This window comes from Streptomyces sp. NBC_00620, assembly GCF_026341825.1.
Lineage (GTDB): Bacteria > Actinomycetota > Actinomycetes > Streptomycetales > Streptomycetaceae > Streptomyces.
Genome location: NZ_JAPENY010000002.1, coordinates 2,310,443 through 2,337,116 on the forward strand (window position 1 = coordinate 2,310,443; position 26,674 = coordinate 2,337,116).

The window sequence follows — 26,674 nt, forward strand, 5'->3', positions numbered from 1 at the left end:
TCGCGCCCCCGCCAGTCACCGCAGGCGAGGGCGCACGTGGTGAACCGATGTCCCGACTGCCGTGAAGGCCGTGCGCACGAACCCGCCCGGCAGGAGCGTGCTGTCCACCGCGACGGGCCGGCCCTCGCCGTCCGTCACCCGCAGGAGGCGCCCGGCGGTGGGGGCGGTCAACGTGTAAGGGCCCGGTGCGGTGAGGGTCAGTCGGGCACCGGTGAGCGCGCCGTCCTGCCAGTCGAGGTCCACGCCGACGCCGCCCCGGGCCCGCAGGCCCCGGACGCTACCGCGCGGCCAGGCGGACGGCAGCGCGGGCAGGAGCCGTAGTTCGCCGGTGTGGCTCTGCAGGAGCAGTTCGGCCATGGCGGCCGTGGCACCGAAGTTGCCGTCGATCTGGAACAGCTCCGGCGGATGCAGGTCGAAGAGGTTGTCCGAAGTGGAGCCCGCCAGAAGGGAGTTGATGCTGCGCTGGGCGAGGTCTCCGTCACCGAGCCTGGCGGCGAGCGCGGCGACCCAGGCGAGGCTCCAGCCGGTGCCCCCGCCGCCGTGCGCGAGACGCTGGTTCAGGGCGGCGCGGGCGGCGGCGAACAGCTCCGGCGTGCCCTCGGCGTCGATCAGCGAACCCGGGTAGAGGCCGTAGAGGTGGGACAGATGGCGGTGTCCGAGGTCCTCGGGCTCGACGTCCTCCCACCACTCGGGCAGCGGCTCCCCGGCCACGTACGCCACCGGGCGCAGCCGTTCGCGGGCAGTGCGCAGGGAGTCTTCGATCTCGTCGCGCAGGCCCAACTCCCCGATCGCCGAGAGGCAGTTCCCGAAGAGTTCTCCGGTGAGCCAGAGATCCATCGTGCTCGCCGCGCCGGTGGCGACCAATGATCCGTCGGCTGCCCGGAAGCGGTGCTCGGGTGAGGTGGAGGGACAGGTGACGAGCCGTCCGTCGGTGTCCTCGACGAGGAAGTCCAGGAGGAAGACGGCGGCCTCCCGCATCGCCGGGTACGCGCGCTCGGCGAGGAAGCGGTGATCGGCGGTGAACCGGAAGTGCTCCCAGAGATGGGCGCACAGCCACGCCGCCCCCATCGGCCAGTTGGCCCAACTCGGGCTGCCCTGCACCGGATTGGTGCTGCGCCAGATGTCGACGTTGTGGTGGGCGGTCCAGCCGCGGCAGCCGTAGTAGGCCCGCGCGGTGCGGCGGCCGGCCTCGGCGAGGTCGTCGACCAGGTCGAAGAGCGGCTCGTGGCATTCCGGCAGGGCGGTGGTCTCTGCGTGCCAGTAGTTCATCTGGAGGTTGATGTTGGTGGTCCAGTTGGACTGCCAGGGCGGCTGGACCGCGGTGTTCCAGATGCCCTGGAGGTTGGCCGGCTGGGAGCCGGGACGGGAGGAGGCGATGAGCAGGTAGCGGCCGTACGCGAAGTGCAGTGCGGTCAGGCCCGGATCGTCGGCGCCTGCTCTGACCGCGGCGAGGCGCTCGTCGGTCGGCAGGTCATCGAGAGCCGGGTCGTGGTCCAGGCGCAGGTCGGTCCGTCCCTGGAGGGCCCGGTGGTCGGCGGCGTGCTCGGCGCGCAGTCGCTCGTACGGAAGGGCGAAGGCGGTCTCCAACTGCCGTACGACGTCGGCGTCCAGGCCGGACTCCGGGCCGAGCGGGGTGTGGTTCCAGCCCCGATATCCGGTCGTGGCGGCGACGAGCAGGGTGGCGGTCGTCGCTCCGGTGACGCGTAGGCATCCGTCCGGGGTGCGCTCGACAGCGCCGTCCCGGTCGGCCTGGACGTGAAGCCCTGCGGCGAATCCGGTCCCCACGTCGGGCGAGTACGTGACGGCGTCGGGGCCGGTGGCCTCGAAGTGCACGTGAGTGGGGGCGCGGCCCGTGATGACCGCGCCCGGCGCCGATCCCGGGTGTGCCGAGTGCAGGCGGGCTGTGAAGGACAGTGCCCCCGGGCGGTCACAGCTCAGTCGGATCGCGAGGACGCCCGCGACCGCCGACACGAACAGTTCGCGGGTGTGGCGTACGCCATCGACGGTGTACGCGACCATGCCGACGCCTTCGGTCAGGTCCAACGCCCGCCGGTACGCGGTGACTTCCCCGCCGTGGTCCAGGTCGAGCAGCAGGGCGCCCAGTGGCTGGTAAGCCTGCGTGAACGGCCCCTGCATCCGCGTGGCCAGCTCCTCGGCACGCACATGGTCGCGGTCACGGAGCACCGCCTCGCGCAGGGCGGGAAGGTGCGCGGCCGCCCCGTCGTCGTTGTGGTCTGAGGGACCGCCGGACCAGAGGGTGTCGGCGTTGAGGTCGATCCGCTCCCGTACGACGAGTCCGTGCACCATCGCGCCCAGGGACCCGTTGCCCAGCGGCAGCGCCGCGAGGAAGTCCTCCGCGGGCTGCCGGTACCAGAGCGTCAGCACGCGCGGAAGCCGAGAGTCAGCGTGACCGGGCGGGCGTCGAGCTGGAACTGGGGCTGGGTGCGGGGACCGCAGGCGCCGCTGCCGATGCCGTGGTGCGCGGCGTCGAGGTTGACGTACACACGGTCGCGGGGGCGCAGGTCGCTGGTGTGCTGTGCGGTGTCGAGGTCCTCGCTGGTCCAGCGGCGCACGGTGAGATCGGTGTGTGGGTACCCGGTGACGGTCAGGCCGACGTCGTCCGGGTCGGTGAGGCGGGCGTGGCGCACCTGGCGCCGGTTGCCGTTCTCCTGCGGCAGGACGTACGGAGTCTGGAGATCGTCGACGGCGGCGTGGAAGTGCCCGACGCGGGCGGCGGTGGTGGTGTCGGAGTACGCCTCACCGGGGCCGAGCCCGAACCAGTCGACCGTCTCGATGTCGTGCGGGAGTGCCATGCGGATGCCGATGCGGGGGAGCGGGCAGGGCCAGGTGCCCACCGGTTCGGTGGTCAGGGTGAGTTGGAGCAGGCCGGGGTCCTCGGCGTCGGCGGACCAGTGGAAGACCGTATGCATGGCGAAGTCGGCGCCCGCGGGAGCGGTGCGCGTGATGACTTCCAGGCCGCCGTCGTGGGGGCGGAGGTCGACCAGCCGGTGTTCCAGGCGGTTGAGGCCGGCCTTGCGCCATGCCTCGGCGAGGGGGCCGTTCCAGGTGCGCAGGTCGTTGTCGATGGGGGCGCGCCACAGGTCGAGGCGGGGGCCGTCGACTTGGAGGCCGCCCAGTGCGGTCAGCGTTGCGGATACGGCGTCGAAGACCGCGGGTCCGAGGGTGTACGTGCCGTTGGCGAGGACTGGGACCACGGGTCGGACCACCGGTGGAACGTCCGGCGTGGGGCCTACGACGGCAGCCTGGTCCCAGGCGATCTCGTGGCCGGCCGGCGCCCACGACTCGTCCTCCGCGAGCTCCGCGACGACCGTGACCCACCGCTCCTCGCCGTCCTCCAGGGGGGCGTCGCAGAGCTTGGTGAGCGCCTCGGGCCAGAGCAGTTCCCCGCCGGCGCCCGCGGGCACCGGCGGCAGCGCCAACTCTCCATCCCCGCGCGGCTGTCCGTTGTCCTCGACCGACCAACGGAACCGCAGATGGGCAGTGTCCAGGGTGTGCAGCAGGTTCCGGACGCGTACCGTCCCAACCGTGGTGTCGACGGTGATGCGCACCGGCTCCACGGCCTTCTTGTACTCCGTGAGGCCGGGGGAGGGAGTGCGGTCGGCGAAGACCAGCCCGTCGCAGCAGAAGTTGTCGTCGTGCACCGGTTCGCCGAAGTCGCCGCCGTACGCGAAGTGTTCGCGGCCCTGAGGGGTGCGGCGCCGGACGCCGTGGTCGATCCACTCCCAGACGAAGCCGCCGTGCAGCCGGGGGTGTTCCTCGAAGAGTTCCTGGTACTCGCTGAGACCGCCCGGGCCGTTGCCCATGGCGTGCGCGTACTCGCAGAGGATGACCGGCAGTTGGCGACGTCGCGCGTCCAGTGCCGGGTCCTCGGCGACCGCTTCCTGGCCCCGTCCCAGAAGACCCACCTCTCCGTGGTCGGCGTACATCAGGCTGAAGACGTCGGTGTACGGGCAGTTGTAGTCGCCCTCGTAGTGGATGAGGCGGTCCGGGTCGCGGTCCTTCGCCCAGGCGGCCATGGCCGCGAGGTTGGTGCCGGTGCCCGCCTCGTTGCCGAGCGACCACATGACCACGCTGGGATGGTTCTTGTCCCGCTCGACCATGCGGTGCATCCGGTCCAGGTACGCCTCGTGCCAGCGCGGGTCGTCGCTCGGATTGCCCTGCCAGCCGATCAGTCCGAAGCCGTGTGTCTCCAGGTCGCACTCGTCGACGACCCACAGCCCGTACGTGTCGCACAGGTCGAGGAATGCGGAGTCGGGCGGATAGTGGCTGGTCCGGACGGAGTTGATGTTGTGACGCTTCATCAGGAGTACGTCCGTGAGCATGTCCTCGTGGCTGAGAGTGCGCCCGGTGTCGGGGTGCCACTCGTGGCGGTTGACGCCCCGGAAGAGCAGGGGCCGCCCGTTGGCGAGGATGACGCCGTCCACCACCTCGATCCGCCGGAAACCGATCCGCAGAGGGATCCGCTCGCCGTCAGTGACCAACTCGCCCTCGTAGAGGTGTGGTTGCTCGGCCGACCAGGGCACGACGCCGGGGACGGGGTGCGGTCCCGCCGGATCGGCGTCGACGATGCCCAGAGCGGGGACGTTGAGCAGGGCCGGGCCGTCGGTCCGCACGGAGAGGGTGCCGTCGCCGGTGAGGTGGTCGTAGTCGGCGTGCACGAAGAAGTCGGTCAGCGCGCCGACCGGGCGGGAGACCAGGGTGACGGGCCGGAAGATCCCCGACAGCCACCACATGTCCTGGTCCTCGAGGTAGCTGCCGGACGACCACTGGTGTACCCGGACCGCGAGGACATTGCGACCCGGTCGCAGGGCGTCGGTGACGTCGAACTCGGTGGGCAGACGACTGCCCTTGCCATCGCCGAGCAGGGTGCCGTTGAGCCAGACGGCGAAACAGGAGTCGACACCCTCGAAGCGCAACAGGGTGCGGCCCTCGGGCCAGTTGTCGGGGCGGAAGAACTCGCGGCGGTACTCGCCGGTCGGGTTGGCGTCCGGTACGTGCGGCGGATCCACCGGGAACGGATAGACCTGGTTGGTGTACGCGGGCGGGCCGAAGCGCGGCTCGCCCGGCAGCCCCTCCATCTGCCAGCAGGACGGCACCGGGATCGTGTCCCAGTCGCTGTCGTCGAACCCGGCTTCCTGGAAACCCTCGACGACCTGCGGCAGCCCTGCGGCCAGATGGAAGCGCCAGGGTCCGGTCAGATCCAGTTCAGGTGCGTCGGAGGTGAAGGCGGCTCGGGGCCGCTCGCGGCCGCGGCCCGGTGCGAAGCTCTCCAGGTATTCGTGTGCGGTGGGCTCACTCATCACAGCGGGGGCCTTCTTTCGGGCAGTGGACGGTGTGCGCTTTCGGGCAACGGGGGGAGTGGGGGAGTGCGTGGGCATGGCGGCGCACGCGCCGGGAGGGGAGGGTTCGACGCGTGGGGTTTCCGGGCGGGGCAGCGCTCTCGACGCCGCACCGGAAGTCAGTGGATGCCGGGCGGTGCTGAGCTCGCGCGGGGTACGACTTCGGGCCGCAGGAGGGTCAGCGAGGGGGCCGCAGGCCTGCTGTTGGCGATTCCTCGCCACAGCAACTCGGTGGCCTCCCTGGCCATCTGACGCTTCGGCAGAGCCACGGTGGTCAGGGGCGGATGGGCGTGTGCCGCCTGGGGGATGTCGTCGATGCCGACGACCGAGACGTCCTCCGGCACCCGAAGTCCCTGGTGCCGGAAGACTTCCATCACCCCCAGGGCGATGGCGTCGGTGGAGGTGAACACGGCCGTCACGGGGTCCGTCGTACGCAGCTGCGGCAGGGCTCGCAGCGCCGCCTCGTAGCCGGACTCGGGTGTCGCTCCCGGGGCGGAGAACACCAGATCGTCGGGGACCGCGATCCCGTCCTCGGCGAAGGCCCGCCGGACGCCGGCCACCCGGACACGGTGTGCCGGGAGGTCCGCGATCACCGCCAGCTGCCGGTGCCCGAGCTTCCGGAGGTGCCGCCCGGCCAGATACCCGGCCTTCTCGTAGTCGATGGTGACCACGGGCAGCGTGTCCGGAGGATCGATCTCCCAGGCACACAGAACGACCGGCAGTTCCAACTCGCTCCGCGGGGACAGCTGTTCGCCGATGTCGAAGTCGCCGGCCACCAGGAGCGCGTCCACCGACCGGTTGGAGAGGGTGGCCAGTTGACGCCGGGCGCGGTCCCCGTCACCCCGGGTCGTGGCCAGCAACAGGTGATAACCGCGCTCCTCAAGGAGCATCTCCACCTCCTCCACCACCTCCGAGTAGAAGGGGTTGGCGATGGTCGGCACGATGAAGCCGATGGTCATGGTGGTGCCCGTGGACAGGCTCCGGGCCACCAGGTTGGGTGTGTAACCCAGTTCAGCGATGGCCGCCTCGACTCTCGCCCTGGTCTCCGGGCTGACGACCGTGCGCCCTCGGACCACGTTGGAGACGGTCTGCTTGGTGACGCCGGCGCGCTTCGCGACGTCGGCCATGGTGACCACGGGGCGGGTCCACCTCTCATTTGACCGGTAAAACGACCTGTGTTCTGGATTCTTGCAGCGGCCTCGGAGACCGGTCAAGGTGCCCGGTACCCCCTTTCGGAGCCTCCTGGCGGCAGTAGAAACCGGTTGTGCGCGACCTCTTGACGCTCCCGACACACGTAGTTAACGTCACTCCGCAGCGGCATTTGACCGGTCAAAAACCGTGCTGTGACAGAGCTTTGTTCCTTCACCGAGTGAGGCGGAGCCGATCTCGACGGCCCGCGATTCCACCGTCCCCACCGCAGTCAGGCGGGAATTCCACGCGCCCTCCCCACGGCCGCGCCGTGCCCGCTCCCCGTCAACAGAAATCCTGCGAAGAAGCCGGAAAGGCAGGAAGCAGTCATGCGGTCCACAACTGGTGCTCCGATGTCACGTCGTCGGTTCCTCACGACCTCCACCGGTGTCGCCGCCGCGGCCACCGCGGGCGGTCTGCTCTCGGGCTGTGCCGGCTCGGTGTCCTCGGACGGTTCCGGTGGCAAGACCACCCTGACCATCATGTCGAGCGGTACCGAGCTGGGCACGGCCGCCGAGATCAAGCAGGCCGAGAAGACACTCGGCATGACCCTCAAGGTGGTCAAGTACGACCTCACCCGGCTGACCGCCATGCTCACCAGCGGCAGCGCACCCGACATCGTGCGCGCCGAGGGCTCGGACGCCCCGTATCTCGCCTCGCACAGCGTCGCGCAGGACCTGGACGACTATTTCGCCAAGAGTACGGTCCTCAAGGCCGCCGACCTGGATCCGGTCAACGACATCTGGCGCTGGGACGGAAAGAAGCAGGGCAGCGGGCCGCGCTACGGGATGGTGAAGGACTACTCCCAGAACTACACGCTCTGGTACAACACCGCACTGTTCGACGCGGCCGACGAGCCCTACCTCAGCGAGACCGAGCCGCTGACCTACGACAAGCTGCTCGACGTGGGCAAGCGCCTCGGGGCGAGCGGAAAGAAGTCCAAGGCGTACGGGCTGAGCGTGGGCGGCACCTTCGAGACGTTCATGATCATGACCACTCAGGCCGGAGGAGAGCTCTTCAACGACGACTACTCCGAAGTCGACTTCACAAGCGACGCGGCCAAGAGTGCGCTGGCTTGGTACATCGACCTGGCGAAGTCCCGTATCACCCCCTCTCTCGCCTACCCGGACCCCAACGGCTGGGACTGGCCCACGTTCCAGGCCGGCCGGATGGCGATCACGGCCCAGGGCTACTGGTTCGGCGGACAGATCGTCACCGACGAGAAGATCGCCGCCACCGCGCGCTTCGCCCCCGCCCCCCAGCTCGGCGGCAAGCGGATGAGCACCTGCTACACGGGGACCGGCCTGTGGATGCCCAAGGCCGGCAAGAACAAGGACGCGGCCTGGCAGGCGATGGAGTACTTCCTGGGCGGCGCGCCCGCCAAGAAGCGCGCCGAGACCGGCGCCGGCCTCCCCGCGCTCAAGTCCCTGCGCCCGCTCCTGCCGAAGACCGAGGGCTTCCAGAAGGAGGCGTACGCGGTGCAGAGCAAGGAGCTGGATTACTTCTCCGTGCTGCCCTTCACCCCGTACATCCGGATGGACGCCATGAACGCCGTGATCTACCAGCTGACTCCCGGGGCGATCAAGGGCAGCACCTCCGTCACGAAGCTGGCGGACCAGTTGAATTCGGGGATCAACAAGCAGCTCGCCAACGGCAAGAAGCTGATCAAGTGAGTGCCGGTCACATGAGTACTGATCAGGCGAGTACCGATCAATCGAGTACGAGCCGGCTCGCCGAGGCGCCCGCGAAGCCGCCCCCGCCCTCCCGGCCGACGGACGGACGGCCACGCGTCCGCCTCGGCGCCCGCGGTCGCCAGCAGGAGCGGGTCTTCTGGCTCAGCGTCACCCCGTGGCTGCTCGGCTTTCTGGGCCTGACTCTGTATCCGCTGGGATACGCGCTGTGGCTGAGCCTGACCGACTCCGACGGCATCTCGCCGAACACGCACTTCATCGGCCTGGACAACTACAAGGAACTGCTCTCGGACCCGGTCACCCGCGACACACTGGTCCGCACGGGGATCTTCGTCGCGGCCGTCGTGCCGACCGGCATCATCGCCGGACTCGCCCTCGCGGTGCTGATCAACCGTCCGATTCGGGGACGGGGCATTTACCGCACCCTGCTCTACCTGCCCGCGGTGTTCCCGCCGGTCGGCGCGGCGATGGCCTTCAAGATGGTCTTCGACCGTGACACCGGCGCGGCCAACGGGATCCTCGGCTTCCTCGGCGGAAGCCCGGTCACCTGGCTCGCCGATCCCTACGCCCGGTACGTGCTGCTCATGCTCACGCTCTGGGGCTGCGGCAACGCCATGATCATCTCGCTTGCCGGTCTGCAGGACATGCCCAAGGAACTGCTTGAGGCCGCCCGCATCGACGGTGCGAACTCCTGGCAGACGTTCCGGCGGATCATCCTCCCGCTCCTTTCGCCCGTGATCTTCTTCCAGGTCATCACCGGCGTCATCGGCGCACTGCAGAGCATCATGCCGATGCTGCTCGCCGCGAACCCGAGCCCCGCCGCGGTCACCTCGGTGCCGCAGGGCAACTACCTGTACATGATCAACGTGTTCGCGCAGTATCTCGCCAACGGCCGCTTCGGCTACGCGTCCGCGCTTCTGTGGGTGCTGTTCGCCGTGATCCTCGTCGTCACCGCGCTGATCTTCAGGCTGAGTTCCGGTGCGGTGTTCTACAACTTCGAGCCGGAGACCAAGAAATGATTCTCGCTCGTCGCACCGGCCTCTACCTCGTTCTCATCGCGCTGGTCGCGCTGTTCGTCAGCCCGTTCGGCTGGCTGGTCGTCACCGCCTTCAAGGACAACTCGGAGATGGCCGCCTACCCGGTGCACTGGCTGCCCGAGAAATGGCAGTTCGGGAACTTCTCCAAGGCCCTGACCTTCTTCAACTACCTTGGCTACGCCAGGAACTCGCTGATCATCGCCACCATCTACTCGGTGCTGATCACCCTCAGTTCGGCCTGGGCCGGCTTTGGTTTCGCCCGCATGGCCGCCCGGGGCAAGCGGCTGGTCTTCGGCGTCCTGCTGTCCACGATGATGATGCCGGCGATGATCACCCTCATCCCCACCTACATCATCTTCGCCAGGCTCGGGATGATCGACACCTACTGGCCCTGGGTTCTCTGGGGACTGGCCGGAGCGCCCTACCTGATCTTCCTGTTCCGGCAGTTCTTCGCCCACATGCCCCGGGAGCTGGAGGAGGCCGCGATCGTCGACGGATGCGGCTACGGCCGTATCTTCTGGCGGATCTTCCTGCCCCAGTCCTGGCCGGTGCTCGCCACCAGCATGCTGCTGTCCTTCACCTGGGTCTGGGGCGACTACATCGCCCCGTCGCTGCTGTTGAGCACGGACCACACCACACTGGCCGTCGCCGTGGCCACCCAGTACGTCAACGAGAGCAACCAGGCGCCGATCAACAACCTCATGGCGGCGGGCTCGGTCCTCTACATCCTCCCCGTCCTCCTGCTCTTCTTCGTCCTCCAGCGCGGCTTCGTCACCGGGGTCTCCACCTCGGGCCTGAAGTAACGGCGCCTGAAGCAAGGACACGTGAACCAACAGCGCCTGAAACAAGGGCACTTGAAGCAACGGCCCCCTCATCGATCCCCAAGGACGCAGCATGTCTTCGCCCTCCGCTGCCCGTTTCACCCTCGACCCCGCCTTCGGCATCGGCACCGTCCATCCACGGCTGTACGGCTCCTTCGTCGAGCATCTGGGCCGCTGCGTGTACAGCGGTCTCTACGAGCCCGGACACTCCGACGCCGACGAGAGCGGTCTGCGGGAGGACGTCCTCGCGCTCATCCGCGAACTCGGCGTCACCACGGTCCGCTACCCGGGCGGCAACTTCGTCTCGGGCTACCGCTGGGAGGACAGCGTCGGCCCGGTCGACCGCCGGCCCCGGCGCCTGGAACCGGCCTGGCGCTCCACCGAGACCAACGAGTTCGGCCTCGCCGAGTTCATGGGCTTCTGCGCCAAGGCGGACATCGAGCCGATGATGGCCGTCAATCTCGGCACCCGTGGCGTGGAGGACGCCGGCCGGCTCCTCGACTACGCGAACCACCCCGGTGGCACCGAACTGTCCGACCTCCGGGCCGCACACGGGAACAAGGAGCCGTTCGGCATCCGCATGTGGTGCCTCGGCAACGAGGTGGACGGCCCCTGGCAGATCGGACACAAGAGCGCGGAGGAATACGGCCAGGTCGCCCGCGAGACCGCCAACCTCATGAAGATGATCGACCCCGGCCTCGAACTCGTCGTCGCCGGCTCCTCCAGCTTCGCGATGCCGACCTTCGGCACCTGGGAGTCGACGGTCCTGACCGAGTGCTACGACAAGGTCGACCACGTCTCCCTGCACGCCTACTACGAGATGAAGGGTGAGAGCCCCGACCGCGACTCGTTCCTCGCCTCGGCCGTGGACATGGAGCGGTACATCGAGGCGGCGGTCGCCACCTGTGACCATGTGGGCGCCACACTCAAGTCCCAGAAGAAGATGATGATCTCCTTCGACGAGTGGAACGTCTGGCACACCGAGCCCGAGTCGCCGCCCGAGTCCCGTCCCGAGGACGACTGGCCGCAGGCTCCACGGCTCCTGGAGAACAGCTACACGCTCACCGACGCGGTACTCGTCGGCTCACTGATGATCGCCCTGCTGCGCCACGCGGACCGGGTCACCGCCGCCTCCCTCGCTCAACTGGTCAACGTCATCGCCCCGATCATGACCGAGCCGGGCGGTCCCTCCTGGCGGCAGACCACCTTCTTCCCCTTCGCCCAGGCGTCGAAGTACGGCCGGGGCCGGGTGCTGCGCGTCGAGGTGGACAGCCCCACCCACACCACCGGGCGCTTCGGCGAGGTCGACCTGCTGCATGCCACGGCCGTCCACGACGAGCAGGCCGGCACGATCACCGTCTTCGCCGTCAACCGCAGCCTGGCCCGGGAACTCCCGCTCGAAGTGGACCTCCGCGGTCTCGGCGCCGTCCGGGTCGTCGAGCATCTGCTGCTCACCGGCGACGACCCCGACGCCCGCAACACCCTGACGGACCCCGAACGGGTCGCTCCCCGCACGGCCGACGCCAGTGCTGTCACCGGTGACGTACTGACCTCCACGTTGCCGCCGCTGTCCTGGAACGTCATCCGCCTGGCCACCGGCAGCGCCAACGCGTCGGCCACCGCCAAGAGTTGAGAAGGAAGCCCCGGATCCATGACTGTCTTCACCACCCAGGACGGCGCTCTGGAACGGCGCGCCCCGCACGAGATCCTCGTCGTCGAACCCTGGGGCCCGCACGCGGTACGGGTCCGTGCCCGAGCACTCCGGAACCCGGACGACACGGTCGCCGGCCGCAGCCTGGACGGCAGCAGTGTCACCCACGCCGACGGGGGCGGCACCGTAGAAGGAATCGACGAAACGCTGCCCGGGGCCCTCGACATCCCTCCGCCCGACTCCATCGCCACCGCGACCGCGCACCCGGACGGCACCGCCCGGCTCGTCAACGGCCGTATCACCGTCGAGGCCGACCAGGACGGCAAGCTGCGCTTCCTGCACACCGCGACCGGCCGCGAACTCCTCGCCGACAAGCGCCCGTACACCTGGTACCCGGAGCCACGCACGTTCGCACCGCTCGGCGACGGTGCCTACCGCATCGAGCAGAGCTTCGAGGCGTACGACGACGAGCGCGTCCACGGTCTCGGTCAGCATCTGCACGGCCGCCTCGACCAGAAGGGGCTGGTGATCGACCTGGTCCAGGGCAACACCATCGTTTCCATCCCCTTCCTGCACTCCTCCCGCGGCTACGGTTTGCTGTGGAACAACCCCGCGATGGGCCGGGTCGAGCTGGGCGGCGACACGACCCGCTGGGTCGCGGACGAAGCACGCCAACTCGACTACTGGATCACGGCAGGTGACACCCCGGCCGAGATCATGCGGGCGTACGCGGACGTCACCGGCCATCCACCTCTGGTGCCCGACTGGGCCACGGGCTTCTGGCAGTCGAAGCTGCGCTACCGCACCCAGGACGAACTCCTCGCCGTGGCACGGGAGTACAAGCAGCGCGGACTGCCGCTGGCCACGATCATCTGCGACTTCTTCCACTGGACCCACATGGGCGACTGGGACTTCGACCGGACCGACTGGCCCGACCCCGAGGGCATGGTCAAGGAGTTGGAGGCACTCGGCGTCAAGCTCGCCGTGTCCGTCTGGCCCACGGTGGAGCCCGGAAGCGACAACTACACCGCTCTGCGCGACGCGGGACTTCTCGTCGGCGACCGCCACGGCGGCCTGCTGACCTTCCCCTGGCCGTCCCGCGGCCACGGCGGGAGCCATCAGCCGATGGCCTACCTCGACTCCACCGAACCCGGTGCCCGCCGCTACCTCTGGCAGCAACTGTGCGAGCACTACCGCGAGTTGGGCGTCGCCGCCTTCTGGCTGGACGCCTGCGAACCCGACCTGACCCCGGAGTTGGCCGCCCGCGCGGCCTACGCGGTGGGTCCCGGCGTCCAGGTCGGCAACCTGTACGGCCTCGCACAGGTCCGGGCCGTCGCCGAAGGGCTCGCGGAAGACGGCGACGACCGCCCGTTCAGCCTGATCCGCTCCGCCTGGGCCGGCAGCCAGCGTTACGGTGCCGCCCTGTGGTCCGGTGACATCCGCCCCACCTTCGAGTCCCTCGCACAGCAGGTGCGGGCCGGGCTGAACGTCGCGATGAGCGGCATCCCCTGGTGGAACACGGACATCGGCGGCTTCGGCGGCGGCGACCCCACCGACCCGGCGTACCAGGAGGTCATGGTCCGCTGGTTCCAGTACGGCACCTTCAGCCCGGTCATGCGGCTGCACGGCGACCGACAGCCCAACTGGCCCACTTTCTCAGCAGACATGACCGGCGGGCCGAACGAAGTCTGGTCCTACGGACAGGAGGCGTATCCGATCCTGTCCGCGCATCTCCACCTCCGCGAGCGCCTGCGCCCGTACCTGCTGGAACTCGCCGAGGCCACGCACCGCACCGGCGCCCCCGTCATGCGCCCGCTGTTCTTCGACTTCCCGGACGACGAACACGCCTGGAGTGTCGACGACCAGTTCCTGCTCGGCTCCGACGTCCTCGTCGCCCCGGTCACCGAGGCGGGCGCCCGGGAACGCGCGGTCTACCTCCCGGCCGGCGCCCGCTGGACCGACTCCGTCACCGGCGAACTCCACGAGGGCGGCACGACGTTGGAGGCGCCGGCGCCACTGGAGCGCATCCCGGTCTTCGTCCGCGAAGGCGCCGCCGTGGCCGCCGCGTTCACAGGGAGCGCCGGATGACGACCCGTACGACAGCCCGTACGACGATCCGTGTCGACGCGCGCCCCGGTGCCGGACGGCCTATCAGCCCGGATCTGTTCGGCGCCTTCTTCGAGGACATCAACTACGCGGCGGACGGCGGGCTGTACGCCGAGCTCGTCCAGAACCGCTCCTTCGAGTACACCGTCGAGGACGCGCCCGGGTGGCACTCCCTGGCAGCGTGGGACGCGGTGGAACTCGGCGGCGGACGCGGCGAGTTGCGCACGGAGACGGCCGATCCGCTCCATCCGGCCAACCCCCACTACGCGGTGGTGGAGGTGACCAATCCGGGCGGCGGCGTGGGCCTGCTCAACCACGGCTTCGACGGCATCCCGGTCCAGGCGGGGGCCTCGTACACCCTGAGTCTCTTCGCTCGACGGCCGGAGGGTGAACTGACCTCGCTGGTCGTCCGGTTGACCGGCTCCGGCGGCACGTACGACGAAGTCCGGCTCGACGGGCTGCAGGACACCTGGACACATCACGAGGCGGTACTCACCGTCACCGCGACCGACCCCGATGCCCGGCTGCTCGTGCTCGCCACTGCCCCCGGCACCGTCCATCTGGACCTGATCTCCCTCTTCCCGGAGCACACCTTCCGGGGCAGACGCAACGGTCTGCGCGCCGATATGGCACAGACGATCGCGGACCTGGAGCCCAAGTTCCTCCGCTTTCCCGGTGGTTGTGTCGCCCACGGCCTCGGGCTCGGAAACGTGTACCGATGGAAGGACACCGTCGGCCCGCTCGAAACGAGACGTCAGCAGTCCAACCTGTGGGGCTATCACCAGTCCGCCGGGCTCGGCTACTTCGAGTACTTCCAGTTCTGCGAGGACATCGGCGCGAAGCCGCTGCCAGTGGTGGCGGCAGGTGTCTGCTGCCAGAACACCCCGGGCGGCCAACAGGGCATCCCGATGGACGAGATGCCCTCGTACGTCCAGGATGTTCTCGACCTCGTCGAATACGCCAACGGGCCCGCCGACTCCCCGTGGGGCGCTCTGCGGGCTGCCGCCGGCCACCCCGAGCCGTTCGGCCTGGAGTACCTCGGCGTAGGGAACGAGGACGAGATCACCCCGGCGTTCCGGGAGCGGTTCGAGATGCTCCACACGGCGCTCGCGGACCGGCATCCGGACATCAAGGTCATCGGCACGGCAGGGCCGAACCCGGCCGGTGCCGACTTCCGGGAGGGCTGGGAGTTCGCACGAAAGCTCGATCTCGCGGTGGTCGACGAGCACGCCTACCTCAGCCCGCGCTGGTTCCTCCAGAACACCGGCCGGTACGACGCCTACGACCGGGGCGGCCCGAGGGTGTACCTCGGCGAGTGGGCGTCCAAGGGCGACACCCTGCTCAACGCGCTCGCCGAGGCGGCGTACATGAACGCCCTGGAGCGCAACGGCGACATCGTGGCCCTGGCCTCGTACGCACCCTTGCTCGCCAGGTCCGGCCACACACAGTGGACCGTGGACCTCGTCCACTTCGACAGCACCGACGTACGGCTGACACCGAGTTACCACGTACAGCGCATGCACTCCACCCACCACGGGGACGAGTACCTGCCGCACACCGTGACCGGCGCTCCGGCCGCCACGCCTCCGCCGGACCCGCTGCGCGGCGGTGGTGTGCGCCTCAGCACCGTCGACACCCGGGCCGAGTACCGAGGGCTCCGGGTGACCAGCGGTGGATCGGACTACGTCCTCGACGTCCAGGCGCGCAAGACCGAGGGGGAGGAGGGCTTCGTCATCGGCTTCGGCGCGGTGGACACGCCCGACCACTACGTCTGGAGCCTGGGCGGCTGGCACAACCAGGGCCTCACTCTCCAGCGCGTGTGCGACGGCATCGTCGAGGACGTCGACCGGGTGCCGGGGCCGATCGAGACGGGCCGCTGGTACGACATTCGGGTCGAGGTCGCCGGGCCGGTTCTCCGCTGCTTCCTTGACGACGTCCTGATCCACGAGACCGAGGACGACAGGACCGCGCCCGAGACCTTCTCCGTCTCCACAATGCGGGACACGATTTCCGGCGATCTGCTGGTCAAGATCGCCAACCTGACTCCGGACGAAGTCACGGCCGCCATCCGTCTCGACGGGACAGACCGCGTCCCCACCCGCGCCAAGAAGACCGTCCTGACCGGTGAGTTCACGGACCGCGACAGTACACCCCACACGTCGGACATCGAGGCCGGGGCCGCCTTCGACTGCGCCGTGCCACCCCGCTCCTTCACCGTCCTCCGCCTGGCGGGCTCCAACCAGGTGACGGGAGCCTGACGTGCGCTACAGAGAGCTGGGCCGCAGCGGGATCACCGTCTCGGAGATCGGCTACGGCGCCTGGGGCATTGGGCAGAACGCCTGGAAGGGTGCGACGGAGGCCGAGTCCGTACGCGCCCTGCACCGGGCGATCGACCTCGGCGTGAACCTCATCGACACCGCCCGCGGCTACGGGCGGAGTGAGCACGTCATCGGCCGTGCCCTGCGCGAGCGGGCGGCGGGCGCCGACGGGGTGTTCGTGGCGACCAAGGCGGGACCGAAGATCCCGGCCGGCCACGAGTCGCGCGGCATCGACCCCATGGACGCCTACCCCGGATCGCACCTCCGCGAGAGCGTGGAGACCAGTCTCGCCGCGCTGGGCCTGGAGCGCATCGACCTCCTCCAGCTCCACGTGTGGCACGACGAATGGACCGGCCGCGGCGACTGGCTGGAGACCGTCGAGGCCCTCAAACGCGAGGGAAAGATCGGCCTGTTCGGCATCTCCGTCAACGACCATCAGCCGGACAACGCGCTCGCCCTCGTCCGCACCGGAGTCCTGGACACCGTCCAGGTCATCTACAACATCTTCGAACAGACCCCGTCGGACACCCTGTTGCCGGCCTGCCAGGAGTACGGCGTCGGCGTGATCGCCAGGGTCGCCCTGGACGAGGGCGGCCTGACCGGACGGATCAAGCCCGGCGTCACCTTCCCCGAGGACGACTGGCGCAACTGGTACTTCCGCGACGACAGGCCCGCCCAGGTCGCCCGCCATGTCGGCGCGATCGTCGACGACTTGGGCATCGCACCGGACGAGATCGCGGGCACCGCCCTGCGCTTCGCCCTCGGCGGCACGGCCGTCTCCAGCGTCATCGTCGGCATGCGCGACGTCAGGAACGTCGAGCGGAACGCGGCGGTCGGAGACCAACCGCCACTGACCGCCGAGCGGTTCGCGCTCCTGGCCAAGCATCGCTGGCAGCGCAACTTCTACACCTGACAAGCGCCGCCGCCCCCGGTCCGCCCGCCCAGAACCGAGAAGGAGCCCCCAGCAGTGACCTCGCCCCTCGCCCCCGCCGCCCCGCTCTTCCGGGATCCGGTCCACGACGGTGCCGCCGACCCGACCCTGATCCGCGACCGGGAGTCCGGCGACTGGTGGATGTTCTACACCGCCCGCCGGGCGAGCCTCACCACCGAGGGCGTCGGCTGGGTGCACGGCACCGACATCGGCATCGCCACCAGCGCGGACGACGGCCGTACTTGGACCTACCGCGGCATCGCCCAGGGCCTGGCCCACGAGCCGGGCCGCAACACCTACTGGGCACCGGAGATCCTCTGGCACGACGGCAGCTACCACATGTACGTCTCGTACGTCCCCGGAGTGCCCACCGACTGGGACGCCGACCGGCACATCCTGCACCACACCTCCCAGGACCTCCTGAACTGGCGCTTCGAGTCGGTCCTGGACCTGTCCAGCGACCGGGTCATCGACGCCTGCGTATGGCCACTGCCCGACGGGAGCTGGCGTATGTGGCACAAGGACGAGGCCGACGGCAACCGGATCCACGCGGCGGACTCGCCCGACCTGTTCACGTGGCGGCCCCTCGGTCGCGCACTGGACGACCAGGCGCAGGAGGGGCCCAACGTCTTCTCGCACCACGGCAGTTACTGGATGGTCACCGACTTCTGGTCCGGGCTGTTGGTCTACCGTTCCGACGACCTGACCAGCTGGGTGCGGCAGGACGAGCCGCTCCTGGCGGGCAGGGGCAGCCGTCCGGGCGACAAGGCGATCGGCCATCACGCCTTCGCGCTCTCCCAGGGCGACGACGCGTACCTCTTCTACTTCACACACCCCGCCGACGGGCAGCGGTCCTGCGTTCAGGCCGCCCCGTTGACGGTGCGAGACGGCCGGCTGTGCTGCGAGCGGGACGCGGCATTCGGCCTGAGTCTGCGGGCGGATCGTACGCCCGCGCTGCGGGGCGGCGACGTGCCGTCCTAACGGATCCGCAACACCCCACCGAAGGGCAAAGGAGCCCGACGTGACAGAAAGAGCCGCACAGCCGAAAGGCACCACCCGTCGCAACCTACTGAAAGCCGCCACCGGTGTCGGCGTCGCAGCCCTCGCCAGCCCGCTGTTAACGGCGAGCCCGGCCTCGGCCGCGGTCGTCCACCCCGGAATGCTGCACACCGCAGCCGACTTCACCCGAATGGCCTCCAAGGTCAGCGCAGCCGCCCAGCCCTGGCAGGACGGCTGGGCCGTGCTGATCGCCAACTCCCACTCGCTGCCCACCTACACGGCCAACCCGCAGGCGACGATCTACCGGGGCTCCGGCACCCCGGAGAACTACGGCATCCTGTACAACGACATCGCAGCCGCCTACCAGAACGCGCTGCGCTGGAAGATCCAGGGCGCCGGCGAGCACGGCAACGCGGCCCGCGACATCCTCAACGCCTGGTCGTCCACGCTCACGACGCTCGACGGCTCCGCCGACCGGTTCCTGTCCTCGGGCATCTACGGCTACGAGTTCGCCAACGCGGCCGAGATCATGCGGGGCTACAGCGGCTTCGACCTCACCGCGTTCCAGAACCTGATGCGGAACGTGTTCTACCCGCTCAGCAACGACTTCCTGGTCAACCACAACGGTGCGTACATCACCAACTACTGGGCCAGCTGGGACCTGTGCAACATCGCCTGCGTCCTGGCCACCGGCATCCTCTGCGACGACCAGGCCAAGATCGACCAGGCCATCACGTACTTCCAGTCCGGCGCGGGCATGGGCGCCATCGCGAACGCCATCCCCTATGTGTACAACGACCAGGGCCTGGCGCAGTGGCAGGAGAGCGGCCGCGACCAGGGGCACTCCATGCTGGGCATCGGCCTGATGGCCAGCATCTGCGAGATGGCTTGGCACCAGGGCTACGACCTGTACGGCTACGACAGCAACCGCTTCATGAAGGCGATCGAGTACGTCGCCCGCTACAACCTCGGCGAGGACGTCCCCTTCACCGACTACACCTGGCACTACGGCGCCCCCGGCGTCTGGGAGGGCTGGCAGACCTTCACCGAGCCGTCCACCGCCAGCCGGGCTCAGGTCCGGCCCATCTGGGCGCAGCTGTACAACCACTACGCCGTGCGCAGGGGCCTATTCGTACCCAACACCGCCGCATTCGCCAAGATCGTCGAACCCGAGGGCGGGGGAGGTGACTACGGCTCGACGAGCGGCGGCTACGACCACCTCGGCCTCACCCAGCTGACCTCCACCGAGCAGACCCGCACCACCCTGCCCACCGGGGTGACCCGCTCCCTCCAGTCGGTCAACTACCCGACGTACTACGCCTCGTACGGCAACGACAGCCTGGGTGCCCTGACCCAGGTCACCTCCAGTAGCTCGTCGACCGTCAAGCAGCAGGCCGGCTACACGATCGTCGCCGGCCTAGCCGACTCAGCGGGCTACTCCCTCCGGGCGTCGGACGGCCGCTATCTGCGCCACTACGCCTTCCGCGTCGAGCTGGGCACCAGCGACGGCACGGACGCCTTCAACGAGGACGCCACCTTCTACGCACTGGCCGGCTCCACGAGCGGATCGGTACGTCTGGTGTCCCACAACTTCCCAGGCCGCTGCATCCGCCACCGGAACTACGAGTTGTGGGTGGACACCTACGACCTCGTCTCCGGCACCTTCCCGGCCGACAGCTCCTTCACCCCCGTCACCGCCTGGGCCTGATCGCACAACCCGGCCCACCATCCAGCCGCCGCCCGAGTTCCCCGCGGGCGGCGGCCCCCAGAAAGGGATACCCCCGACATGAGCCTCCCCGAATCCCCCCTGTCACGCCGGACGCTGTTGCACGCCGCTGGTGCCGTAGCCGTCGCCGGCTACGTGTCGAGCTTGACGAGCCCTGCGCAGGCAGCGGACGCATCGGACTCCGCCAACCAAGTGGCGACCTACTCCGTCCCCGACGACATCGCCATGAACGACAGCTTCGCCGTCAAGGTGAGAACCCCAGGCGGCACCTGGAAGGCAGTCGACGTCTACCGCGCGAGGTTCATGACCATCGATCCGAGAACAGGAAGCGGCACCACACAGAACTCGTCCATGGCGTACTTCGACTTCTCGGGCGAGGTCCAGGTCTCGGTCACCTACACCCAGGACACGGTCAAGAAGGCCCGGATCCGCCCCACTTCGTACGACATCGCGCACAAACTGGACAAGAGCAGCGGCACCCTGACCTTCAGCCTCACCGAACCGCGCAACCTGTCCATCGAGTTCAACGAGGACCTCTTCGACAACCTCCAGCTGTTCGCCGGAGCGATCGACACCAATCCGCCCAGCGAGGACGACCCGGACGTCATCTACTTCGGCCCCGGCGTGCACGCCCCCTCGGACGGCAAGGTCACGGTGCCCAGCGGCAAGACCGTCTACCTGGCCGGCGGCGCGGTGCTCAAGGCACGCGTCGTCTTCGACCACGTCCAGAACGCCAAGCTGCTGGGCCGGGGCCTGGTCTACGAGGCACCCAACGGGGGCGCCTGCGGCGTCGACTACTGCGAGAACATCGAGATCGACGGCGTCACGATGATGCTCCCCTGGGGCCACTCCATCAGCGCCGGACAGACCAAGAACCTCACCATCCGCAACCTTCGCTCGATGTCCGCCACGGGCTGGGGCGACGGCATCGACCTGTTCTGCTGCCAGGACGTGGTGATCGACGGCGTGTTCATGCGCAACTCCGACGACTGCGTCGCCGTCTACAACCACCGCTGGGACTTCGTCGGCGACAGCAGCAACATCGTCGTCAAGAACTCCACGCTGTGGGCCGACGTGGCGCACCCGGTCAACATCGGCACGCACGGCAACACCGACAACCCCGAGACCATCGAGAACGTCACCTTCAAGAACATCGACATCCTCGACCATCGCGAACCACAACTCGACTACCAGGGCTGCTTCGCACTCAACGCCGGAGACAGCAACCTCATCCGCAACGTCCGCATCGAGGACGTCCGCGTGGAGGACTTCCGTTGGGGACAACTCATCAACATGCGGGTGATGTTCAACAAGTCGTACAACACCTCCGCCGGCCGCGGCATCGAGATGGTCTACATCAAGGACCTCAGCTACACCGGGACCCACGCCTCCACCTCGCACATGGTGGGCTACGACGCGGACCACGCCATCAAGGACGTCATCTTCGAGAACCTCGTCATCAACGGGACGCTCGTCTCCGACACCGACGGCCACGCCTCCTGGTACAAGACCTCGGACTTCGTCCCGATGTACACCAACGAGCATGTCTCCAACCTGAAGTTCGTCGACTCCGGGGCCTCGCTCACCGCAGTGCTGCCCGCGATCAGCAGCGCGGACTCCGTGACCGGGAACGCCGGTTCCGACTTCGCCTACACCATCGAGGCGTCCAACCACCCGTACGCCTTCGCGGCCACCGGCCTGCCGGACGGCCTGACCGTGAACAAGTCCACCGGGGTCATCTCGGGGAAGCCGACGGACACCGGCACCTCGTCCGTCGAGCTCAGTGCCACCAACGCCGTCGGCACCGGCACCCGGACCCTCACCCTGGTGGTGGGCTGACATGGCAGGACGCTTCAGCCGCCGGTCGTTCCTGGGCGGCACCGGGACCATGACCGCATCCGTGATCGCCGCCACCGCGCCCGCCACACTCCTCGCGTCGGGCACGGCGCACGCCGAGATACCCGTGGAGGACGGGGCCGCCGGCTTCACCTTTGCCCACCCGGGGATCCTGCACACCCAGGAGGATCTCGACCGTATGAGAACCGCGGTCGCCGCCAAGGAGGACCCGGTCTACTCGGGATACCAGGTCATGGCCGCGGACAGTCGGTCCTCCTACGACTACACGGCGGCGAACACCGGCCAGATCACCACCTGGGGACGCGGCCCGTACAACTACCAGGACCAGGCGCCGAACGATGCCGCCGCGGCCTACCAGAACGCCCTGATGTGGTACATCACGCAGGACGTCCGGTACGCGGACAAGGCGCGCGACATCGTCAACATCTGGTCGCGGACCCTGGAGGGAATCACCGGCGCGGACGGTGAACTCGGGGCGTCCCTCCAGGGGTTCAAGTTCGTCAACGCGGCGGAGATCCTGCGCCACACCGGCTACGACGGCTGGGCGGCCGAGGACATCGCGCGGTGCGAGAAGTCCCTCAAGGACGTCTGGTACAAGGCCCAGTCCGGCTACGCCTTGTTCGCCAACGGCGGCTGGGACGCGGGAATCATCCAGACCGTCCTGGGCATCGGCGTCTTCTGCGACGACCGCGTGATGTTCGAGGACGCGGTGCGGTACGCCGCCGCCGGTGCGGGCAACGGCAGCATCAGGCACCGGATCATCAACACGGCCGGGCAGGGCCAGGAGAGCGGCCGGGACCAGACGCACGAGCAGTTGGCCCTCGGCCTGCTCGCCGGCGCGGCCCAGGTGGCGTGGAACCAGGGCGTCGACCTCTTCGGCTTCGCGGGCAACCGCATTCTCGCCGGCTACGAGTACGACGCGAAGTACAACCTGGGCAACGACGACGTGAGCTTCGTGGCCGACCTCGACCGCACCGGCAAATACATCAAGACCAAGGTCACCACCCTCGTACGGGGTCTGTCCCGCCCCATCTTCGAACTGGCCTACGCGCACTACGTGAGCGTGCTGGGCCTGCCGGCGCCGTACACGAAGCAGGCGGTCTTCCGGGGCACCGACGGGGCCCGGTTCGTCGAGGGCTACGACCAGGACCACCCGTCCTGGGGCACGCTGACCTGCGCGCGCGAGGCGCCGACCTCGTCGACTCCCGTCGCGCCCCCCGGCGCTCCGGCCGGGCTGACCGCGAGCAACGGATCGGACTCCGTCGACCTCGCCTGGGTGGGGTCGGTGGACCCGGCCAGCGCCACCTCGGCGGCGACGTACTCGGTCGCGCGGGCGAGCACCAGCGGCGGGACGTACCAGACGATCGCCACCGGGCTGACGGCCACGAAGTACATCGATCTCGAAGTCACCATCGGCACGACGTACTACTACACGGTCACTGCCACCAACGCGGTGGGCACGAGTGTGGCCTCTCTGGAGGCCTGCGCGACGGCCGGTCTGCCCAGCAACTGGTCGTCGCGGAATGTGGGAACCGTTCAGGCGTCGGGGCTGACGACTTTCGACGGCGAGCGGTTCACGCTGGAGGCCAGCGGCGCGGACATCGCGGGCACCGCCGACAGCTTCCGGATCGCGCAGATGTCGCTGAGCGGGAACGTGACCATCACCGCGCGGGTGGTGTACCCGCTCAGTTCGCAGTACGGCAAGGTCGGCGTGATGATGCGCAGTTCGACGGCGGCGGGCTCGGCGCACGCGGCGATGCTGCTCCAGGGCCTCACCCTCGCAGCCTGGAGCGGGGTGTGGACCACCCGCGACGCCACCGGGGCGACGACCTCGGCGACCGGCAGCACCCCGGTTCCGCCCGCACAGCAGACCGCGATCTCGACGGCCGCCTCGTACCCGATCTCCAATCTGGGGTCACTGCCGGATTCGGCGACTCCGCTGTCGGCCCCTTACGTGGAGGCCGCGGGCGACGGATACCGGATGCGGATGCCCTACTGGGTGCGCCTTGAGCGCGTCAAGAACACGTTCACCGGCTCGATCTCCCCGGACGGCGTGCACTGGACCGAGGTCGGCTCCACCGAACTGGACCTCGGCACGACCGTCTACGTCGGCCTGGTGAACTGCTCGTGCCTGGGTGTCGCGGAGTCCTACGCGGAGACCGGAACGGCGGCCTTCGACAACATCACCGTGGTCCGCAAGTCCTCCACGCACTGGCAGGTGGCCGCGCCCAAGGGGACCGTCACCGCACTGGCGGCGACTACCGGGACCAGCGCGATCGAGCTGACCTGGAGCGATACGGACCTGTCCGGCCGCTACACCGTCAAGCGCGCCACCTCACCGGGCGGCCCCTACGAGGCGATCGCCACCGGCGTGGGACCGGTGGGCTTCGGCGTCCACACCGGCTACCGCGACCCTACCGGGACGCCCGGCACGACCTACTACTACGTGATCGCCAAGACCAACGTGGGCGGGGCAGGCCCCGTCTCGGCCGAGGTCGACGCGACGATGCCGACGCCGCCCGCGCCGAAACTGAGGAGCGCGTCAGCCGCGTACGCCAACACGGGTGTTCCGTTCGAGTATCTGATCGGCGCCTCCAACGATCCCGCGTCCTTCAACGCCACCGGACTGCCCGCCGGGCTGAGCGTCAGCGCCGCGACCGGTCTGATCTCCGGCACCCCCACGGGCACGGGGGACTTCACCGTCCGGATCTCGGCCACCAACGCCGCCGGCACCGACACCGCGACGCTCGAACTCGGCGTCGGGACACCGCCGCCCGCGCCGTGGTCGTACCAGGACATCGGCGACTACGTCCTGGACGAACGGCTGTTGGGTATCTACGGCGTGGTGTCCCTGCGCACACCGGGCATCACCGGCTACGACTCCACGGACGCCAGCTTCACCGTGCGCGGCGCCGGCACAGACCTCAACGTCAACGGCCAGGGCATGACCGCCCAGTACACCTACCTGCCGGTCACCGGCGACACCACGTTCATCGCCCGGGTCGCGAGTCGGACCAACGCGGGCAACGACGACCAGGTCGGCCTGCTGATGACCCAGTCCCTCTCGCCGTTCGGCCAGATGGCAGGCGCGATCCTGACCAGCACCGGCGGCGGCGACACCGGCGTCAAACAGTTCGTACGCCGCCAGGTGGTGGCCGGCGGCACGACCACCACCAACGCGAGCGGCAGCGGCGTGGCCACTCCCACCTGGCTGCGGATGGAGCGCAGCGGCAACAAGTTCACCGCCTCCGCCTCCACCGACGGCACCACCTGGTCGGTCATCGGCCGGGACACGATCTCCACCTTCGGCTCGGCCCCGTTCTACGTCGGGTTCGCCGTCACCTCCCGTACCCCGTCGGCCCTCAACACCACCGTCTTCGACCACGTCAGCGTGACGGCGGGCGCGACCACCGTCCTCGGCCAGCCTGTCCAGGCCCCCTACCAGACCTTCACCTCGGCGACGGCCGCCACGGCGGCCTACGGCCAGTCCGGCACCGACCTCGCCATCTACGGCGACGGAACCGACGTCTGGGGCAACACCGACCAGTACAGCGCCATCTATCTGACCGGTGCCCTGCCCAAGGCGTCCATCGCCACGGTCGCGGTGACCTCGCAGGACTCCACCGCCGCCTGGGCAAGAGCCGGAATCATGGTCCGCGACGACATCACCGGCACCGGCACTTCACCCGGCTACCTCACGCTGTCGGTGACGCCGGGCCACGGCGTCGCGCTCCAGTGGGACAGCGACGGCGACGGAACCCTCGACCGCAGCGTCGAGACGGACGGCAGCACCTCCTACCCGACCTGGCTCAAGCTCGTCCGCTCCGGTACTGACTACATCGGCTACTGCTCCACCAACGGCAACACCTGGACGACCGTCGGCACGGCCACCGTCGCGAGCGCGGTGACCGGCCAGGACGTGGGAGCCTTCACGACCGCCGCCTCCAGCACGGCCACGGAGTCAGACTTCAGCGAGTTCACCGTCACCGCGCAGACACTTGCCCAGGTCCTCGCCCGAGCTCGCGAGACTGACCAGGCCGCCTGGACGCAGGAGAGCTACGCGGCCTTCACCGCCGAACTCGACCGCATCGAGACGGAAGGGGCGAAGCCCGGCGCCGACGAGGACGCCCTGATCGACGAGGTGTTCACCGCGTACGACCTGCTGGATCCCAGCCACGTCCTGGTGGCCGGTGCGGCCCGGTCACTGCAGTCCGTCAACGTCCCGGACTACTACGCCGCGTACGGATCCGACGCGCTCGGCCTCCTCGGCCAGGTCACCGAAAACAGCAGCGACACCGTCAAGAAGCAGGCCGGCTTCGCGGTGGTGGCCGGTCTGGCGGACGCGACCGGCTTCTCCTTCCGCAGCGCCGACGGCCGCTACCTACGCCACTACAGCTTCCGCATCAGGCTGGACGCGAGCGACGGCTCGGACACCTTCGAACAGGACGCGACCTTCCACGCCGTCACCGGATCACAGAACGAGTCGGTCCGGTTGATGTCCCACAACTTCCCCACGCGTTGCATCCGCCACCGCTCCTACCAGTTGTGGGTGGACGAGTACTCCACCTCCGACGCCCCCATCCAGGACGACAGCTCGTTCATCCCGGTGGGCGCTTGGACCTGATGTGCATACTGCAGCCGGCGAGGGACCAACGGCCCCTGGGCATGAGTTTCAGTCGCTGCTTCCTGGAGTGATTCGGATCCGGTTCCCGCACAAGCAGGCCGCTCAGTTCCAGGTCGGCATCATGGCTTCGGGGTAGCGGGCGCCGTAGCCGCCGGTGGGCAGGATCTCCTTGATGTGGGCGAGGTCGGCATCGGTGAGGCTGACGTGGGCGGCGCCGATGTTCTCCTGGAGCCGATCGAGGTTGCGCGTGCCGGGGATGGGGACGATGTCCTCGCCCTGTGTCAGGAGCCAGGCAAGGGCGAGCTGGAGTCCTCAGCATGGTTCTGATCTGCGGCCGCACCAAATTACGAGAAGTCGATGAGCAT

Annotated in this window: 14 protein-coding genes and 1 pseudogene; 11 read left to right on the plus strand and 4 right to left on the minus strand. The window is 68.9% G+C overall.

The features are described 5' to 3' along the window. Window positions 1-15: 15 nt before the first annotated feature. From OG246_RS29740 to OG246_RS29750, 3 genes are all read right to left on the minus strand, one after another. Complete coding sequence (locus OG246_RS29740) at window positions 16-2,385, minus strand: glycoside hydrolase family 95 protein (RefSeq protein ID WP_266470061.1); 2,370 nt, start codon at window positions 2,383-2,385, stop codon at window positions 16-18. After that, complete coding sequence (locus tag OG246_RS29745; protein ID WP_266470063.1) at window positions 2,379-5,321, minus strand: glycoside hydrolase family 2 TIM barrel-domain containing protein; 2,943 nt, start codon at window positions 5,319-5,321, stop codon at window positions 2,379-2,381. The genes OG246_RS29740 and OG246_RS29745 overlap by 7 nt, the downstream gene beginning before the upstream one ends. A 158-nt stretch (window positions 5,322-5,479) precedes the next feature. Then, window positions 5,480-6,487 carry a LacI family DNA-binding transcriptional regulator gene (locus OG246_RS29750; protein WP_266470065.1) on the minus strand — a complete coding sequence of 336 codons (1,008 nt, stop codon included), beginning with the start codon at window positions 6,485-6,487 and terminating at the stop codon, window positions 5,480-5,482. A gap of 414 nt (window positions 6,488-6,901) precedes the next feature. Here OG246_RS29750 and OG246_RS29755 point away from each other — a divergent pair, with 414 nt between their 5' ends. From OG246_RS29755 to OG246_RS29805, 11 genes are all read left to right on the plus strand, one after another. After that, window positions 6,902-8,221: an extracellular solute-binding protein gene (locus OG246_RS29755; protein WP_266470067.1), complete on the plus strand. Its 1,320-nt coding sequence runs from the start codon at window positions 6,902-6,904 to the stop codon at window positions 8,219-8,221. 11 nt (window positions 8,222-8,232) lie between these two features. After that, window positions 8,233-9,258, plus strand: a complete 1,026-nt coding sequence (locus OG246_RS29760) for a carbohydrate ABC transporter permease (protein ID WP_266470068.1) — start codon at window positions 8,233-8,235, stop codon at window positions 9,256-9,258. Further along, on the plus strand, window positions 9,255-10,079 hold the full coding sequence (locus OG246_RS29765; protein ID WP_266470070.1) for a carbohydrate ABC transporter permease: 825 nt from the start codon (window positions 9,255-9,257) through the stop codon (window positions 10,077-10,079). Before OG246_RS29760 ends, OG246_RS29765 begins: the two co-directional genes overlap by 4 nt. 91 nt (window positions 10,080-10,170) lie before the next feature. Next, window positions 10,171-11,730 carry an alpha-N-arabinofuranosidase gene (locus OG246_RS29770; protein WP_266470071.1) on the plus strand — a complete coding sequence of 520 codons (1,560 nt, stop codon included), beginning with the start codon at window positions 10,171-10,173 and terminating at the stop codon, window positions 11,728-11,730. Window positions 11,731-11,748: 18 nt separating this feature from the next. Continuing rightward, window positions 11,749-13,836, plus strand: a complete 2,088-nt coding sequence (locus OG246_RS29775) for a TIM-barrel domain-containing protein (protein WP_266470072.1) — start codon at window positions 11,749-11,751, stop codon at window positions 13,834-13,836. Beyond that, window positions 13,833-16,112 (plus strand): alpha-L-arabinofuranosidase C-terminal domain-containing protein, encoded by a 2,280-nt coding sequence (locus tag OG246_RS29780; RefSeq protein ID WP_266470073.1) that lies wholly within the window; start codon window positions 13,833-13,835, stop codon window positions 16,110-16,112. Before OG246_RS29775 ends, OG246_RS29780 begins: the two co-directional genes overlap by 4 nt. A 1-nt stretch (window position 16,113) precedes the next feature. Further along, a complete protein-coding gene (locus OG246_RS29785) occupies window positions 16,114-17,085 on the plus strand; it encodes an aldo/keto reductase (protein ID WP_266470075.1) in 972 nt (323 codons plus the stop codon). Between the two features lie 54 nt (window positions 17,086-17,139). Further along, window positions 17,140-18,084, plus strand: coding sequence for a glycosyl hydrolase (locus tag OG246_RS29790; protein WP_266470076.1), 945 nt, complete (start codon window positions 17,140-17,142; stop codon window positions 18,082-18,084). A gap of 40 nt (window positions 18,085-18,124) precedes the next feature. Next, window positions 18,125-19,810, plus strand: coding sequence for an AbfB domain-containing protein (locus tag OG246_RS29795; RefSeq protein WP_266470081.1), 1,686 nt, complete (start codon window positions 18,125-18,127; stop codon window positions 19,808-19,810). A gap of 78 nt (window positions 19,811-19,888) precedes the next feature. Next, window positions 19,889-21,667: a putative Ig domain-containing protein gene (locus OG246_RS29800; RefSeq protein ID WP_266470083.1), complete on the plus strand. Its 1,779-nt coding sequence runs from the start codon at window positions 19,889-19,891 to the stop codon at window positions 21,665-21,667. A 1-nt stretch (window position 21,668) separates the two neighbouring features. After that, entirely contained in the window at window positions 21,669-26,309 is a 4,641-nt protein-coding gene (locus OG246_RS29805) for an AbfB domain-containing protein (protein ID WP_266470085.1), read from the plus strand. A 102-nt stretch (window positions 26,310-26,411) separates the two neighbouring features. Here the strand turns inward: OG246_RS29805 and OG246_RS29810 are convergent. Beyond that, window positions 26,412-26,615 (minus strand): annotated as a pseudogene (locus OG246_RS29810) (aldo/keto reductase); the annotation flags it as partial. Between the last annotated feature and the right edge of the window lie 59 nt (window positions 26,616-26,674).

Coding starts and splice junctions, on each gene's coding strand:
- OG246_RS29745 (WP_266470063.1), bottom strand. CDS start 5,321: ATGAGTGAGCCCACCGCACACGAATACCTGGAGAGCTTCGCACCGGGC.
- OG246_RS29750 (WP_266470065.1), bottom strand. CDS start 6,487: ATGGCCGACGTCGCGAAGCGCGCCGGCGTCACCAAGCAGACCGTCTCC.
- OG246_RS29755 (WP_266470067.1), top strand. CDS start 6,902: ATGTCACGTCGTCGGTTCCTCACGACCTCCACCGGTGTCGCCGCCGCG.
- OG246_RS29760 (WP_266470068.1), top strand. CDS start 8,233: ATGAGTACTGATCAGGCGAGTACCGATCAATCGAGTACGAGCCGGCTC.
- OG246_RS29765 (WP_266470070.1), top strand. CDS start 9,255: ATGATTCTCGCTCGTCGCACCGGCCTCTACCTCGTTCTCATCGCGCTG.
- OG246_RS29770 (WP_266470071.1), top strand. CDS start 10,171: ATGTCTTCGCCCTCCGCTGCCCGTTTCACCCTCGACCCCGCCTTCGGC.
- OG246_RS29775 (WP_266470072.1), top strand. CDS start 11,749: ATGACTGTCTTCACCACCCAGGACGGCGCTCTGGAACGGCGCGCCCCG.
- OG246_RS29780 (WP_266470073.1), top strand. CDS start 13,833: ATGACGACCCGTACGACAGCCCGTACGACGATCCGTGTCGACGCGCGC.
- OG246_RS29800 (WP_266470083.1), top strand. CDS start 19,889: ATGAGCCTCCCCGAATCCCCCCTGTCACGCCGGACGCTGTTGCACGCC.
- OG246_RS29805 (WP_266470085.1), top strand. CDS start 21,669: ATGGCAGGACGCTTCAGCCGCCGGTCGTTCCTGGGCGGCACCGGGACC.